Annotated in this window: 14 protein-coding genes; 4 read left to right on the forward strand and 10 right to left on the reverse strand. The window is 61.1% G+C overall.

Features of this window, described 5'->3' with window-relative positions:
• Nucleotides 1–9: 9 nt before the first annotated feature.
• From mreD to GE253_RS09460, 6 genes are all read right to left on the reverse strand, one after another.
• On the reverse strand, nt 10–534 hold the full coding sequence (gene mreD, locus GE253_RS09435; RefSeq protein ID WP_348770807.1) for a rod shape-determining protein MreD: 525 nt from the start codon (nt 532–534) through the stop codon (nt 10–12).
• Nucleotides 531–1,409 (reverse strand): rod shape-determining protein MreC, encoded by an 879-nt coding sequence (gene mreC / locus GE253_RS09440; RefSeq protein ID WP_348770808.1) that lies wholly within the window; start codon nt 1,407–1,409, stop codon nt 531–533. The genes mreD and mreC overlap by 4 nt, the downstream gene beginning before the upstream one ends.
• A gap of 172 nt (nt 1,410–1,581) precedes the next feature.
• Complete coding sequence (locus GE253_RS09445) at nt 1,582–2,616, reverse strand: rod shape-determining protein (protein ID WP_089288057.1); 1,035 nt, start codon at nt 2,614–2,616, stop codon at nt 1,582–1,584.
• Between the two features lie 333 nt (nt 2,617–2,949).
• Nucleotides 2,950–4,512, reverse strand: coding sequence for a 2-isopropylmalate synthase (locus GE253_RS09450; protein ID WP_153203852.1), 1,563 nt, complete (start codon nt 4,510–4,512; stop codon nt 2,950–2,952).
• 231 nt (nt 4,513–4,743) lie between these two features.
• Nucleotides 4,744–4,896, reverse strand: a complete 153-nt coding sequence (locus tag GE253_RS09455; protein WP_153203853.1) for a hypothetical protein — start codon at nt 4,894–4,896, stop codon at nt 4,744–4,746.
• Between the two features lie 152 nt (nt 4,897–5,048).
• The gene (locus GE253_RS09460; protein ID WP_153203854.1) at nt 5,049–5,975 is read right to left on the reverse strand and encodes a hypothetical protein; all 927 of its coding nucleotides are present in this window, start codon (nt 5,973–5,975) and stop codon (nt 5,049–5,051) included.
• A 154-nt stretch (nt 5,976–6,129) separates the two neighbouring features.
• Between GE253_RS09460 and GE253_RS09465 the strand changes: the two genes are divergently transcribed.
• Nucleotides 6,130–8,259, forward strand: a complete 2,130-nt coding sequence (locus GE253_RS09465) for a TonB-dependent siderophore receptor (RefSeq protein WP_153203855.1) — start codon at nt 6,130–6,132, stop codon at nt 8,257–8,259.
• Nucleotides 8,260–8,332: 73 nt separating this feature from the next.
• On the opposite strand, the gene ilvC is transcribed toward GE253_RS09465, so the two are convergent.
• From ilvC to miaA, 4 genes are all read right to left on the reverse strand, one after another.
• Nucleotides 8,333–9,352 carry a ketol-acid reductoisomerase gene (gene ilvC / locus GE253_RS09470; RefSeq protein WP_153203856.1) on the reverse strand — a complete coding sequence of 340 codons (1,020 nt, stop codon included), beginning with the start codon at nt 9,350–9,352 and terminating at the stop codon, nt 8,333–8,335.
• 72 nt (nt 9,353–9,424) lie between these two features.
• Nucleotides 9,425–9,937 carry an acetolactate synthase small subunit gene (ilvN, locus tag GE253_RS09475; protein ID WP_348770809.1) on the reverse strand — a complete coding sequence of 171 codons (513 nt, stop codon included), beginning with the start codon at nt 9,935–9,937 and terminating at the stop codon, nt 9,425–9,427.
• 55 nt (nt 9,938–9,992) lie between these two features.
• Nucleotides 9,993–11,759, reverse strand: a complete 1,767-nt coding sequence (locus GE253_RS09480; protein ID WP_153203857.1) for an acetolactate synthase 3 large subunit — start codon at nt 11,757–11,759, stop codon at nt 9,993–9,995.
• 124 nt (nt 11,760–11,883) lie between these two features.
• Entirely contained in the window at nt 11,884–12,855 is a 972-nt protein-coding gene (gene miaA / locus GE253_RS09485; protein WP_348770810.1) for a tRNA (adenosine(37)-N6)-dimethylallyltransferase MiaA, read from the reverse strand.
• Between the two features lie 201 nt (nt 12,856–13,056).
• On the opposite strand from miaA, the gene GE253_RS09490 reads away from it, so the two are divergent.
• The 3 genes from GE253_RS09490 (at nt 13,057) to serB (ending at nt 15,857) form a co-directional block, all read left to right on the forward strand.
• A complete protein-coding gene (locus GE253_RS09490) occupies nt 13,057–14,211 on the forward strand; it encodes an OpgC domain-containing protein (protein WP_173012570.1) in 1,155 nt (384 codons plus the stop codon).
• A 60-nt stretch (nt 14,212–14,271) separates the two neighbouring features.
• Nucleotides 14,272–14,856 (forward strand): hypothetical protein, encoded by a 585-nt coding sequence (locus GE253_RS09495; RefSeq protein WP_153203859.1) that lies wholly within the window; start codon nt 14,272–14,274, stop codon nt 14,854–14,856.
• 101 nt (nt 14,857–14,957) lie between these two features.
• On the forward strand, nt 14,958–15,857 hold the full coding sequence (serB, locus tag GE253_RS09500) for a phosphoserine phosphatase SerB (protein WP_153203860.1): 900 nt from the start codon (nt 14,958–14,960) through the stop codon (nt 15,855–15,857).
• The last annotated feature ends 4 nt before the right edge of the window (nt 15,858–15,861 follow it).

Raw genomic sequence — 15,861 nt, forward strand, 5'->3', positions numbered from 1 at the left:
ATTGTCTCCTCAGCTCAAATAGGCGCGGTGCAGACGTTGCAGCAGATATGTCGGCAGCGGGAACAATGCCACCCCCAGGGCGGCATGGACCAGCACTGGTCGCGCATCCAGCAGATGCGCGCTCATCAGGGCAAAGACCAGCCATTGTACAACCGACGCCCCAAATGCCACCAGGGCAAAGCCGAGCCATAGCATCCCGAAAGACCGGCCCAGGAAAAAGCGGCGCTGGGTAATGAGCAGCCAATAGGTCAAAATCAGATAAAGCGATGTTACGCCCAGCGGCGAACCGCTGATCAGGTCATGCAAAACACCCAAGGCGAAAACCACCAGCGGGCGTAGCAAATCCGGCCGATGGATGACCCAGTAGAACAAACAGATCAACACCAGCGGCGGTGTGACCACGGAATAACCGGGCAAGGGCAAGGGCACCATGGCCAGCAGCATGGCCATCACGATGGACCCGAAGGGAAGCAGGTTGCGCGCCGTTTGATCAAGACGATGCCAGAAACCACCGGCCAAAGCCGAACCCCTCACTGCATCGCGCCCGGCTGCACGGCTTCTGCCGCCAGCCCGTCGGTGCCGGCGAAACGGACGATCTGCAGATGCTCCAGACTGGAAAGGTCGGCCATGGGCACAACATGGGGCTGGCCATCCTTGCCAATTTCCATCACCCCCACCGGCAGGCCGGGCGGGAACAATCCGCCATGGCCGGAGGTAAAGACCCGTTCACCGGGCGACACCGCCGTATTACCCGGCACGTAAAGCAGGGTTGGATGATCGGAATTATCGCCCGCCAGCATGGCCCGCTGGCGGCTGGTTTCCAGCACCACGGGGATGCGGGCGTTGAGATCGGTGATCAGCAGCACGCGGGAAGACCATTCCCCCACCTGCACCACACGCCCCACCAGACCCTGGCCGGACATGGCCGCCTGCCCACGCTCCACCCCGTCCCGCGCACCGGCGGTGATGACAACGGTGCGCACAAAGGCCCCACCCGGATCCCCCACCACGCGGGCTGTGATGAAACGGGCCGGCGGATCGGCCTTGAAGGCCAACAGAGAGCGCAAGGAGCCGTTTTCCGCCTCCAGCCGCAAAGCCACCTGCTCCCACTGGCGTAACCGGGTATTCTCGTCGCGCAGTCGAGCATTTTCTTCATGCAGATCGACCAATTGACGCCCATATTCCAGCGCATCGGCGACGCTGGCGGCCGGGCGCGACATCACATTAAGAATCGGGGTGAAGGCATCGGTCACGCGGGCGCGGGCCTGATCAATCGCGCCGACATTGACATGCCCGATCATCATCAAGGCAATGGCGGCCAACACCAGCAGCGGGAAGTAAAATCGCTGCACCAGCCCCCAGAAAGGGGCTGCGATCCGCACGACCGATCCGTTGTTGCGCGTCTTCACCGGGGGATGTCCCGTCATTGGGCCGACGGCGGAAAGCCGGCGACTGGGTTGAAGGTGCCAGAATTCCCGGCAGCTTACCGCCAAAAGTGAAATTAAACCGTTAACAAGCGGCTGTAAATCGCTGTATTTTAATGCAGCAGGGCCGCGAATAACGCGGCCCTGTCCTTACGCCTCACATGCGGATCAGCACGTTGCGCAGGCTTTCCTCTTCCAGCGCCCGGCCGGAGCCCAACGCCACGCAGGAAAGCGGATCGTCTGCAATCGAAACCGGTAGACCGGTGGCGTGGCGCAGCACGAAATCCAAATTAGCCAGCAGCGCACCGCCACCGGTTAACACAATCCCCTTATCAACAATATCCGCCGCCAGTTCGGGGGCGGTATGTTCCAGGGCGACCTTCACCGCCTCAATGATCTGGCTGACCGGTTCGGCCAAGCTCTCGGCAATCTGCCGCTCGCTCATCACCAGTTCCTTGGGCACGCCATTCATCAGGTCGCGGCCCTTGATTTCCATCACCCGGCCTTCGCCATCTTCCGGCGGGCAGGCAGAGCCGATTTCTTTCTTGATGCGCTCAGCAGAGCCTTCACCGACCAGCAGGTTATGGTGACGGCGGATATAACCGATGATCGCCTCATCCATCTTGTCGCCGCCCACACGGGCAGAGCGGGCATAGACGATGCCATTCAATGACAGCACGGCCACTTCCGTGGTGCCGCCACCAATATCCACCACCATACTGCCCGTCGGCTCCGTCACCGGCAAACCGGCGCCAATGGCGGCGGCCATCGGCTCCTCAATCAAGGAGACGCGGCGCGCACCGGCGGCTTCCGCCGATTCCTGAATGGCGCGGCGTTCCACGGCCGTCGATCCAGATGGCACGCAGATGACAATCTCCGGGCTGGTGAAGCTGCGGCGATTGTGCACCTTGCGGATGAAATGCTTGATCATTTCCTCCGCCACTTCGAAATCGGCAATGACGCCGTCGCGCAAGGGGCGGATGGCCTGAATGTTACCCGGCGTGCGGCCCAGCATCAGCTTGGCCTCATCACCCACGGCCAGCACCTGCTTCTTGCCGCGCAGGTCGCGGATCGCGACCACCGACGGTTCATTCAAAACGATGCCGCGTCCTTTGACATAGACCAGCGTATTCGCCGTTCCCAGGTCGATCGCCATGTCGGCCGAGAACATACCGAGCAGGTTTGAAAGCATGGATGAAAAATATCTCTGAATGTCCGGATTTTGCCGCCCTTGGTGCGGCCGAACCCCGGATATGCCGAACCGCGACTGTTGCATAGACCATTTGGTCCCGGTCCCTCAAGCCTTGAAAGCCGCAGGAAGCCAGAATCTACATGGCATTTTACCGGATGGTGAACATCCTGCGCACATCTGCACGCCAGGGCGAAGATTGCGGCAGGAATAGGGCGCAAGGATGCGACATATCCCGGCTTCGACCACCTTATTACCAAAAGACAATCCCCGCCGGCCAGCGGCCGACGGGGATATAACGGGACTCGGGATAAAAGGCGGCAAGCCCGGATCTGATCAGGCCGACATGGCCACAGGTGCCGTCTTCTGCCGCTTGGTCACCAGCTTGTTCAGGGCATGGATATAGGCCCGCGCCGAGGCCACCAGCGTGTCAGCATCGGCCCCCTGGCCATTGACCGACTTGCCGCTCTCTTCCAGCCGCACAGTCACCTCTGCCTGGGCATCGGTGCCCGCCGTCACGGCATGGACCTGATAAAGCTGCAACTTGGCCTCATGCGGGAAGGCCAGCTTCAAGGCGTTGAACACGGCATCCACCGGGCCGTTGCCGAAGGCCACCACCGGGGCGATCGGCTTGCCATCCACTTCCAGTTCCAGCACGGCATGTTGCGGCCCGCGAGAGCCGGCCACGACATGCAGCGCCTGGAAGCGGATATGTTCGTGCTGACGACCAGCCTCGTCATCCATGATGGCGACGATATCTTCGTCGTAAATGTCCTTCTTGCGGTCGGCCAGATCCTTGAAGCGGCCGAACGCGTCATTGACCTGGTTCTCGCCGATCTCATCATAGCCAAGCTCCTTCAGCTTGGCGCGGAAGGCGGCGCGGCCGGAATGCTTGCCCATGACCAGGGAGGAGCGGTTGAGACCCACCGATTCCGGCGTCATGATCTCGTACGTTTCGGCGTGCTTCAGCATCCCGTCCTGATGGATGCCGCTTTCATGGGCGAAAGCATTGGCGCCCACGATGGCCTTGTTGGGCTGCACCTGGAAACCGGTGATGGTGGAAACCAGTCGGGAAATGCGGGTGATATGTTCGGTCTTGATGCCGGTATCGCAGCCCATCAAATCATGGCGGGTGCGCAGCGCCATCACCACCTCTTCCAAAGAGGCATTGCCGGCACGCTCGCCCAGGCCATTGATGGTGCATTCCACCTGCCGCACGCCGGCGCCGATACCGGCCAGGGAATTGGCCACGGCCAAGCCCAGATCATTATGACAATGCACGGAGAAGATGGCCTTGTCGCTGTTCGGCACGCGGGTCATCACGTCGCGGAACATCGCGGCATATTCCTCCGGCAGCGCATAGCCCACCGTGTCGGGAATATTGATGGTGGTGGCACCGGCCTTGATGGCGGCCTCCACCGTGCGGCAGAGGAAATCACGGTCAGACCGGCTGCCATCCTGGGCCGACCATTCCACATCATCCACCAGATTGCGGGCATAGGTGACGTAATCAATGGTGCGCTGAAGCACCTCTTCTTCCGTCATCTTCAGCATGTACTTCATATGCACCGGGCTGGTGGAGATGAAGGTGTGGATGCGCTTGCGGGGGGCGAACTGCAACGCCTCCGCCGCGCGGTCAATATCGGCGCGCGCGGTGCGGGCCAAGGCGGCGATGACACTGTTCTTCACCACCTTGCCCACTTCGCGGACGGATTCGAAATCACCGTTCGACGCGATGGGGAAGCCGGCCTCGATGACATCGACGCCCATTTCTTCCAACACCGCCGCGATGCGCAGCTTTTCTTCCAGATTCATGGAGCAGCCGGGCGCCTGCTCCCCATCACGCAAGGTGGTGTCGAAAATGATGACGCGGTTCTTATCGCGGGAAATGCTGGTCATGATCGTCGGTCCCTGAAGCCCTGGGGGCACCATCATTCTTGATTAGCGGTGCCGTGGTTGGTTTTGGCGGGCAAGCCGTCCATTGCCGGTCGAATGATGATCAATCTGCATGATCGCATTTGGCCGGTGATGGCCTGACCCGTCGGATCAGATCGGCGGTGCGCATAGGGCGCGCACCCAGTCCCCTGAACGCGAACCCGTCCATCAGCGATGGGACGGGACACAGAGCGCTCAGGGGCTGATTAGTCGTAGCCCGCCCAGGCCAAGCGCCTTGGACGCCAGCAGCAGGGCAAAGGTCAGGAACAGGCCGGATGCGCACAGCATGACCATGGCGAGGGAACGATCCCCGGCGATGGCTTCAGGCTGTTGGCGACGGCTGGTCACAGGGTGACGTCCTGACTGAGGGTAAAAGATATGACAGCCGGAACTGAACCGACCGCCGTTCAATAATCTTTATGCCGCAATTGACTTAGCCGCAACAGCTTTGTCAGGCAAAAATCTGTCGTCCTCGCAAGGCAGCGATGCCGGAAGTTGCGTCAGGCAGTAACGCTGACACTGGTTTCGCTGAAGGCCACGGCGATGGTGACCGTCTCCGTGCGCACATAGGTCTGGGTGACCACCAGGGCGTCCGCGCCCCCCTCCCCTGCTGATTCTGTGCTGCCCGCCGCATCCACATTGGCATTGCCCAGCGATCCGGCCAGACGGGTCAATGTCTCATCGCTGGCGGCAAGATCGTCACGGGCAGCCCGCAACTCCTCCTCCCGTTCTTTGCGTTCCTCTTCCGTCAGAGGACGGCCTTGCTGTTCGGCACGCTGGGTTTCCGCCTGGGTCAGCATGGTGCGGGCCTGGCCGGCGATGGCCCGCACCTCCTGCACATAGGAGCGCGCAAAACCGGTGGTGACACCACCCGCCGTCATACCGGGCTGGGCCGCCGTCCGGATATTGGGATCATCCTGTCCGGCGGCAATGGCGGCCGCCCGTTCCGCGGGGCTGGCATCCTGCCCCTCCACAATCCCCTTGGCCTCCGCCGCCAACCCCTTGGTGATACCGGCCGCCTCACGCGCAATGCGGGCCAGCTTGGCACCATCGCCTTTGGCGGCGGCCTGACGGGCTTCCTGTTCCAGTTCGCTGATGCGGCGGCGCGATTGCTGCAGCTTTTCCGCCGCCGCCTTCTGGTTCATCTCTGTCCGGGCTTTATTCATATAGTCGGAGAGCGCATCGGCACCGGCCGCACTCTTGGCGGCGCCATCAAAGGCGTCGCCCGACAGGCCCAGACTCATCAGCCGTTTATAGATGGCGTCGTTGGACTTGCCACCCTTGATGCTGCCCTTGTCGGTCGCCAACTCGTCCTTACGGTTTCGGTCCCGCTCCCCCACCGCCTGATCGATGTGACGTTCGATCTGCGCTTTCAACGCCTTGGCGTTGGTGGCGGAAAAGAGCGGACTCGCATTTAGCGATATCATCTTTGCCCCCGCACGATAGATCCTTTTGATCTATGCCTAAGATAGGCCATTCCCGCACCGGCTGCAATATCACTCCGCAGCACCGGTCGCCATCGCGCCCACTTGTTGATTCACACATGCATATGATAACGATTATTAATATCTTTGAGAGGGCATGATGATTGTTTTTCAGGCTGCGAAGCTGTCAAGGGCTGCGGCATCAATCCACCAAAAAGGCACGGCGACGGCACTGGCACTGCTGTCGCTTGGCAGCGCCGGCCTTGGCCTGCCCGCGCTGGCACAGGAGAAGCCGGATACGGTTGAAGAGATCGTGGTAACGGCCGACCGGCGCAATAGCTTCGGGGCCGATTACATGCAGGCGGGCACCTTCCGCGATGCCCGCATCATCGACACACCGCTGACCATCACAGTGCTGCCGCGGGAAGTTCTGGATGCGCAGCAGGCCAGTTCGGTTTTCGACGCTGTGCGCAACACCGCCGGTGTTTCCCAGGCGCAAATTAACACGCTGATTTACAGCAATCTGGCCATCCGGGGCATCCAGGTCGACAATCTGACAAATTACCGGCTGAATGGCGTGTTGCCGGCGATCAATTTTGTCGACCTGCCGATTGAGAATAAGGACCGGGTGGAGGTGCTGAAAGGTGCCGCCGGCCTTTATTATGGCTTTGCCACGCCATCGGGCATCATCAACCTTGTCTCCAAGCGTCCCCTGGATAAGCCCCTGACGACGGTGGAGATCAATGGCGACAGCCGGGGTGGTTTCGGCGGCACGGTTGATCTCAGCCGCCGCCTGTCACCAACGCTGGGAATGCGGCTGAATGCCGGTGCCTCCCGCATCGAAACCGGTATCGACCACACGCGGGGCGACCGCAACTTCGCCAGCTTGGCCCTGGATTGGCAGGCCACCGAACGGCTGAGAGTTGAACTGGATGGCGATTACAGTGCCAAGACAGTAACCGAGCCGACGGAATTCGTGCTGCCCGCCGCCGTCAATGGCCGCATCGCCCTGCCCCCGCTGCAATCAGCCTCCCACAATCTGGGGGCAAGCTGGATGCAAGCCGATGGCTGGACCAGCAACCTGCTGGGCCGGGCGCGTTACGCGCTGAGCGATAATTGGCGCGCCAGCGTCAGCATCGGCCAATCCTATCTGAAGCGGGACCGGATCTATTCGTCTTTCTCCGGCTATGACCTCACCACCGGGAACGGCAGGGTGAATGTCGCCACCACCCATGGCAATGATTACCGTTCCACCATCTATCGCGGGGATGTGACCGGCGATTTTGATACCGGCCCCCTGCATCATCAATTGATGTTCGGTGCCTCGCAGAATATCCGCAAGATCAACATCCCCACGGCTGTCCGCTACAGCTTCGCCCAGAATCTCTATAACCCTGTCGCCATCCCGGAACAGCCGACACCACCGCGTGTCATCGCCAACCCATCGGAGGTGAAGGATACCGGCGCCTTCATCTTTGATCGCATCAGTTACCAGGATTGGCTGGAGGCCAGCATCGGCTTCCGCAAGGCGAACTATAGCGATATCAGCCGTACCAGCCGCTACAAGGACAAGCCCGACACCTGGTCCTATGGGTTGTTGCTGAAACCATGGGCAGGGGTCAGCCTGTATGGCAACTATATTGAAGGGCTGGAATCCGGCGGCATCGCCCAGCAGATCGCACTCAACGCTGGCGAAGTTCTGCCCGCCTCGCTCAGCAAGCAATATGAGACGGGCGTGAAGCTGGAGCCGGTGCGCGGCCTGCTGCTGACCGCGGCCTATTTCGATATTGACCGTGCCGCCGCCTATATCAACAGCGCTGGCTATTATGTGCAGGATGGCCGGGCCAGTTATCGCGGGGTGGAGTTCAGCGCCAGCGGTGAGATCGGCGAGGATGTATCGCTGACCCTCAGCGGCACCGTACTGGATGCCGAGCAGGAAAGCGGGGCCGCCACCGTTATCGGCAAGAGGATTGAGAATACCGCCAAATTCTCTGGCTCGGTATTCGCCGAATACCGGCTGCCGATGCTGCCGGAATTGCGCCTGTCGGCGGGCATGTTCCATGTCGGACGGCGACCGGTCAATGCGCTGAACCAAGCCTATGTCGCCAGCTACACCACCTTCGATCTGGGCGCGCGCTATGACATGACCCTTGGCGGGCACGATGTCACCCTGCGTGTTTACGGGGAGAATGTGACCGGGCGGCGCTATTGGGCGGCCACCGGCTCCGGCCTGCTGGCCCAGGCCGCACCGGCACGGGTGAAATTCTCCCTCGCCACCCAGTTGTAAATAAAAGAAAACGCCCGGCCCCCTTTCAGGGGCCGGGCGTTTGAACGATCAGGCTTCAGATTGAAGCCGGCGATCAGTTCTTGGCCTTGTCCACCAGCTTGTTGGCAGAGATCCAGGGCATCATGGCGCGCAGCTTGGCGCCCACTTCCTCGATCGGATGCTCGGCCTCAATGCGACGGGTGGCCTTGAAGGACGGGGTGCCGGCCTTGTTTTCCAGCATCCAGTCGCGCACGAAGCGGCCCGACTGAATGTCGGCCAGAACGCGCTTCATCTCGGCCTTGGTCTCGTCCGTCACGATGCGCGGACCGGTGACATAGTCACCATATTCGGCCGTGTTGGAGATGGAGTAGCGCATGTTGGCGATGCCGCCTTCGTAGATCAGATCCACGATCAGCTTCACTTCATGCAGGCACTCGAAATAGGCCATTTCCGGAGCATAGCCGGCTTCGACCAGGGTTTCGAAACCAGCCTGGATCAGCTTGGTCAGGCCGCCGCACAGCACGGCCTGTTCACCGAACAGGTCGGTTTCGCACTCTTCCTTGAAGGTGGTTTCGATGATGCCCGAACGGCCACCGCCAACGGCGCAGGCATAGGACAGGGCGATATCGAAAGCATTGCCGGACGCGTTCTGGTGAACGGCCACCAGGCAGGGAACGCCGCCGCCCTTCTTATATTCACCGCGCACGGTGTGGCCGGGGCCCTTCGGCGCGATCATGAACACGTCGGTGTCCTGGCGCGGCTCGATCAGGCGGAAATGCACGTTCAGGCCGTGGGCGAACGCGATGGCGGAACCCTGCTTCAGGTTCGGGCCGATCTCGTTATTGTACAGGTCTGCCTGATGCTCATCCGGGGTCAGGATCATGATCAGGTCGGCAGTGGCCGCAGCCTCGGCCGGGGTGACGCAGGTGAAGCCGGCGGCTTCAGCCTTGGCGCGGGTCGGCGAATTGGCCTTCAGCGCGATGATCACGTCCTTCACGCCGCTGTCGCGCAGATTCTGGGCATGGGCGTGGCCCTGGCTGCCATAGCCGACGATGGCGACCTTCTTGCCCTTGATCAGATTGACGTCGGCGTCGCGATCATAATAGACGCGCATGGGAATCTTCCTTTGTTTTCAGACAGATGTTGGATTGCCGGATTGCCGGCGTTGGACAAGTGAAACGCTGTATCAGAAGGCCGCCGTGCCGCGCGACAGGGCAACTGCCCCGGTGCGGCTGACATCGACAAGGCCGAGTTGGCGCATCAGATCGATGAAGCGGTCCAGATCCTCACCGGTGCCGGTGATTTCGAAAACGAAGCTGGTGATGGTGGCATCCACCACGCGCGCCTTGAAGATATCGGCGATGCGCAGGGCTTCCACCCGCTTCTCGCCAGAGCCCGCCACCTTCACCAGGGCCATTTCCCGGTCGATGAAGGGGCCTTCCAGGGTCAAGTCCTTGACCCTGTGAACAGGCACCAGACGATCAAGCTGTACCTTGATCTGTTCGATGATCATCGGCGTGCCGGAGGTGACGATATTGATGCGCGACAAGCTTTCATTGCTGTCGACCTCGGCCACCGTCAGGCTTTCGATATTATAGCCACGGCCAGAGAACAGGCCGATGACCCGCGCCAGCACGCCCGGCTCGTTATCGACCAGAACAGCGATGGTATGGCGGCGGATGGTATCTTGGGTCGTCACTTGAAACAGCTCCCGGACGGGTTGCACAGCGGATGGGATAAACGGAACCGGTGGATCAGACCAGTACCATCCCCTCCTCCGGCGTTGCCTCGCTCACACGGTCTTCCGGACCCAGCAGCATTTCATTATGCGCCTTGCCACCGGGGATCATGGGGAAGCAGTTTTCCTTGGAATCGACGCACATATCGACGATCACGGCGCGCGGCGTCTCAATCATCTCCCGGATGACGTCATCAACTTCCGACACCTTGGTGGCGCGCAGACCCACACCGCCGAACGCATCGGCCAGCTTCACGAAATCAGGCAGCGCCTCGGAATAGCTTTCCGAATAGCGCGAACCATGCAGCAGCTCCTGCCACTGGCGGACCATGCCCATCCATTGATTGTTGAGGATGAACACCTTGACCGGCAGGCGATACTGCAGGGCGGTGGACATTTCCTGAATATTCATCTGGATGGAGGCCTCACCGGCCACATCGATGCAGAGCGCACCGGGATTGGCGATCTGCGCCCCGATGGCGGCCGGCAGGCCGTAGCCCATGGTGCCCAGACCGCCCGAGGTCAGCCAGCGGTTCGGCTTGTTGAAGGGCAGGAACTGCGCCGCCCACATCTGGTGCTGCCCCACCTCGGTGGAGATGAACACATCCTCACGCGGGGCAATGGCGGCGCGCAGCCGTTCCAGCGCGAATTGCGGCTTGATGACCCGGTCGGTCTTCTCATACCGCAGGCATTCACGGGCCCGCCAGAAATTGATCTGGTCCCACCAGACCTTGAGTGCCGCCTGATCGGCGCGCTTGTTGCGCGCCTTCCAGATGCGGATCATATCTTCCAGCACATAGGCGGCATCGCCGACGATGGGCAGATCGACCCGGATATTCTTGTTGATATTCGACGGATCGATATCGATGTGGATCTTCTTGGAATTGGGCGAGAACTCACTGACCTTGCCGGTGACGCGATCATCAAACCGGGCGCCGACGCAGACCATCAGGTCGCAGCCATGCATGGCCAGATTGGCCTCGTAGGTGCCGTGCATCCCCAACATGCCCAGCCATTGCTGATCATGCGCCGGGAAGGCGCCCAGGCCCATCAGGGTGGTGGTGCAGGGATAGCCGGTCATCCGCACCAGCTGGGTCAGCAACTGGCTGGCCACCGGGCCGGAATTGATGACGCCGCCGCCGACATAGAAGATCGGCTTCTTGGCATTGGCCAGCAGTTCCACCGCCTCTTCCACTTTGTTCAGGTCGGGCTTGACCTGCGGGCGGTAGCTCTTGGGCATACTTTCGCCCGGCGTGCGATAGACACCGTCGGCGAACTGCACATCCTTGGGAATATCAATGACCACCGGGCCGGGGCGGCCCGATTTGGCGACGTAAAACGCCTCATGCACCGTGCGGGCGAGGTTGTTGACGTCCTTGACCAGATAATTGTGCTTGGTGGCCGGGCGGGTGATGCCGGTCGTGTCGCATTCCTGGAAAGCGTCATTGCCGATCAGATGCGTCGGCACCTGGCCGGTCAGGCAGACGATCGGAATGCTGTCCATCAGCGCATCGACCAAGCCGGTAACGGCATTGGTGGCACCGGGGCCGGAGGTGACGAGGACGACACCGACCTTGCCGGAGGAACGGGCGTAGCCTTCCGCTGCATGAACCGCCGCCTGTTCGTGGCGAACCAGAATGTGCTTGATGTGGTTCTGCTTAAACAGCGCATCGTAGATGGGTAGTACCGCCCCGCCCGGATAGCCGAAAATGGTGTCAACACCCTGGTCCCGCAGGGCCTTGATGATGATTTCAGCACCGGAGAGGATGGTTCCCGACGACATGGCTCAGAGCTTTCGGATCAGTTCCAGATGGGTTGAAAAACGTCGCCTCTCGCAGGGGCGAAGGGCGACGATGGCGGCACCCTAGACGGAACCGGAAAGCCGGTCAACCCGTTTCGGAAATCTTCTAAGTCATACCTGACATGAACCTATCATAAAATTTCTTAAACGCGCTTTCCTGGGAAATATTCAGAGGATCGACGCGCGGAGCCGCCCCCATCTGGTTGCGGAACCAGGTCAATTGTCGCTTGGCATAGTTCCGGGTCATTTGCTGCGCCCGCGCGGTGGCGGTGGGCAGGTCCATCTGACCGTGCAGCACCGCGCGCAGTTCCGGCACGCCCAGCGCCTTCATCGCCGGCAGGGTCGGGTCCAAGCCCAGCCGATCCAGCGCTTCCGCCTCAGCCAGCGCGCCTTGTTGCAGCATCGTAACGAATCTGGCATCGCACTGGGCGTATAGCCGGTCACGCGGCGGCTCCACCACCAGGGGACGGAAATGCAGGTGGTTGGGGGCAGCCTCCGGCGGGGCAGCCTGCCAGTCGCTGATCGACCGGCCGGTGGCCTGCCACACTTCCCAGGCGCGGATCAGCCGCTGGCTGTCGGTGGGGTGCAGGCGGGCGGCGGTAGCGGGGTCAACCACCGCCAGCCTTGCGTGAAGTGCAGGGCTGCCGATGTCAGCCTGCAATTCCATGGCGGCCGTCCGAATCTCCGGCGGCGTATCCGGGATATCGGACAGGCCCTGCATCAAGGCCCGCAGGTAAAGCCCCGTGCCCCCCACCACGATGGGCAGGCGACCATCGCCATGGGCCTGATCAATCTCCGCCAGGGCCAGTTCACGCCAGCGCGCCGCACTCATCCGTTCCGCAGCCGGAACGATGCCGTAAAGCCGATGCGGGGCCGCCGCCTCATCCGCCGCCGAGGGGCGGGCGGTGATGAGATGCAGTTCCCGATAGACCTGCATACTGTCGGCATTGATGACCACGCCATTGGCATGGCGGGCCAGCGCCAGCGCCAGACCGGATTTACCGGACGCGGTGGGCCCGCCAATCACCAGCACGGGCTTTGTGTCGCCCTGGGGGAAAGAAGAATCAGCAACCGTCACAGCCGGAACCACACCCTTCGCGCGTCATCACCATATCGTACCTGCCCCTTGGGTAGCCGCCCGCCGCCCCCTTTGTCACCTTGATATCACGGCGGGGCCGGCAAATTTGCGCGCCTTTGCCATGATTCATGCGTTGCATCCGTTATCAGGCAGGACAGGCGACCGCGCCTGCCACAGGCCATGGGATGGGAGTACAGCGCCATGCGTGATCTGCGGATTGATTTCTTTCGGGGGTTGGCGCTGTGCGCCATTTTCCTGAACCATATCCCTGGCCCTGCAACCCTGTTGACCTGGCGGCATTACGGCTTTTCCGACGCGGCCGACACGTTTGTCTTTCTGGCCGGCTTCAGCGCCGCCCTTGCCTGGGGTGCCGGGTTCCGGGGCGAGCGCAACACGGCCGAAGCCAAGGAAAGTGCCGGCCGCCGCGCCCTGCACCTGTACCGCACCCATCTGGCCCTGGTGGGCGCCATGCTGATGCTGGTGACATTCAGCGCCTGGGCCTATGGCAATCCCGGCTTAAGGGAGATGATGGGGCTGGGTTATCTGGGCGCCAACCCTGCCGATGGCTGGCTGCGGGTGGCGCTGCTGGCCTATCTGCCCAATTTGGGCGACATCCTGCCCATGTATATCGTCTTCATCGGTGCGCTGGCCCTGCTGGGGCCGGTGATGGCCCGCAACCCCATCGTCACTTTCAGCATTTCCGCCCTGGTCTGGCTGGCAGCCGGCATGGCGAAGATCGCCCCGCCGGCCCACCCGGATGGCGGGCAATGGTTCTTCAACCCGCTCTGCTGGCAGTTCCTGTTTGTCATCGGCTTCCTGCTGGGCAACCGCGCCTCAATGGGCAAGGCGGTGCCCCGGCATCCGCTGATGATGGCGGCAGCCGTGGGCATGGTGCTCTATGGGCTGTTGGCCACCGCCCCCTGGCATATTTTCGGCATCGCCCCTGATTTCCGCATCTTCGATCCGGCAGCACTGATCCCGCATGGGAAAGAGACACTGGAGATCGGCCGCCTGCTGCATTTCCTGGCCCTGGCCTATGTCATTTCCGGCCTGATCGGCCCCAATGCCGGCTTCTTCCACGCGGCACCCGGCCAGCTGTTCGGCACCATGGGGCGTCACAGCCTGCCGGTATTCGTGGGTGGTGTGCTGCTGTCCACACTGTGGACCATCCTGATCCAGCAGACCCCCACCACCAATGCCATGGAATGGGTGATGGGCCTGTCCGGCCTGCTGATCCTGCTGGCCATCGCCGTGGTGTGGGAGCGCGACCGGGTGAATAGCTCGAACAACATTGAGGCACGCCCGAAGCACGCATACGTTGCCTCGACATCTCGCATTTTGTCGACTAACCCTTGACAAATTCTAGTAAAAAATAATAGTGTGAAAATGTAACGGATTTCAAAAGGGTCCTATAGCATGCAACGTAAATCCCTTTTTCTATCTCTTGCATTTTTTGTTGCTCTATCAAATTCCGCGGCTGCCGGCCCCTTTGGCCAGGATGCAAGCCAACAAAGGAATCAGCTAAACATAATAAAGGAGCTCTCTCCGTTTAAGTATGAAATAAAACCAAATAAAACTCACCCAGCCTTTGAGTCCTACATTGCAAACATACACCCCGATACCGGCATGTGCATGATACGGGGAGTCGGAATTACCAAAAGAAATGACAAATACGGCATTGAAGTTAGAAGAGTTTTCGAAGATCTACGAGAGCAGTTGTCTCGCGTCTACGGCTCAAGTGATCTTTTTAATCACATTAAAACAGATGGCATATGGAAAGATGACGATGAATGGATGATGGCAATTTACAAGAAAGAGAGAAGCTATCAAGCGTCATGGGACAATGAAAGTCACGCACAACTTAAGGATGGCATTATAGAAATATTATTAAGCGTGAGCGCGCTTAGTGACTCCTCTGGCTATGTTACTGTTCAATATAGATTCTCAAATTGGGATAAATGCAAGGCGGCCATGCAGAACTCCCAGGCAGGTGCTCTGTGAGAACTCGGATTGTGTGGTGTCGGCACGGAGGTTGCCTAGATCGTCTTATGAAGCCATAACAGGGCCACATATTCGGCTACCACTCACTACCCAGGTCCCCCATGCCCCAGACGCTGACCCTGATCGCCAATCCCGCCAACCCGGTGCTGGATGAAGGGCTGGCCAAGGCCGCCCGCGCCGCCCTGGCCGATCTGGGGGCCTCCACCTCCCCTGCCGACTGGCTGGCAAAGGGTATTGCCTGCGATATCGGCTTTGACGGGCTGAATGATGATCAGGCCCAGGCCGCCGCCGCCAAGGCGCTGGCCGGCCAGCCGGTGGATATTGTCGCCCAGCCCACCGAAGGCCGGCGCAAGTCGGTGCTGGTGGCCGATATGGAATCCACCATTATCCAGCAGGAAATGCTGGATGAGCTGGGGGAACTGGTCGGCGCGCGCGACCGCATCGCCGCCATCACCGCCCGCGCGATGAATGGGGAGATCGATTTCAAGGGCGCCCTGCGGGAGCGGGTGGCCCTGCTGGCCGGGCTGCCGGCAACGGTGCTAACCGACATGATCGGCCGCATCACCTGGATGTCCGGTGCCCCCAGCCTGATCGCCACCCTAAAGAAGCACGGGGTCTATTGCGCCCTGGTGTCGGGCGGTTTCAAGACCTTCACCGCCAATGTCGCCGGCCGGCTGGGTTTTGACGAGGATCAGGCCAATGATCTGGAGGTGGCCGATGGCAAGCTGACCGGCAAGCCGTTTGAGCCGATTCTGGACAAGGATGCCAAGCTGCAGGCGCTGATCCGCATCACCGGGGCGCGGCGCGTGCCGGTGGCGGCCAGCATCACTGTGGGTGATGGCGCCAACGACCTGCCGATGCTGCAGGCCGCCGGCATTGGCGTGGCCTTCCATGCCAAGCCCACCGTCGCCGCCCAGGCCCGCGCCCGCATCGATCATGGTGACCTGTCGGCGCTCCTATATCTGCAGGGCTATCGCGCGGATGAGATTGTGGCCGGCTGACCAG

Source organism: Niveispirillum sp. SYP-B3756 (genome assembly GCF_009495745.1).
Taxonomy (GTDB): Bacteria; Pseudomonadota; Alphaproteobacteria; order Azospirillales; family Azospirillaceae; genus Niveispirillum.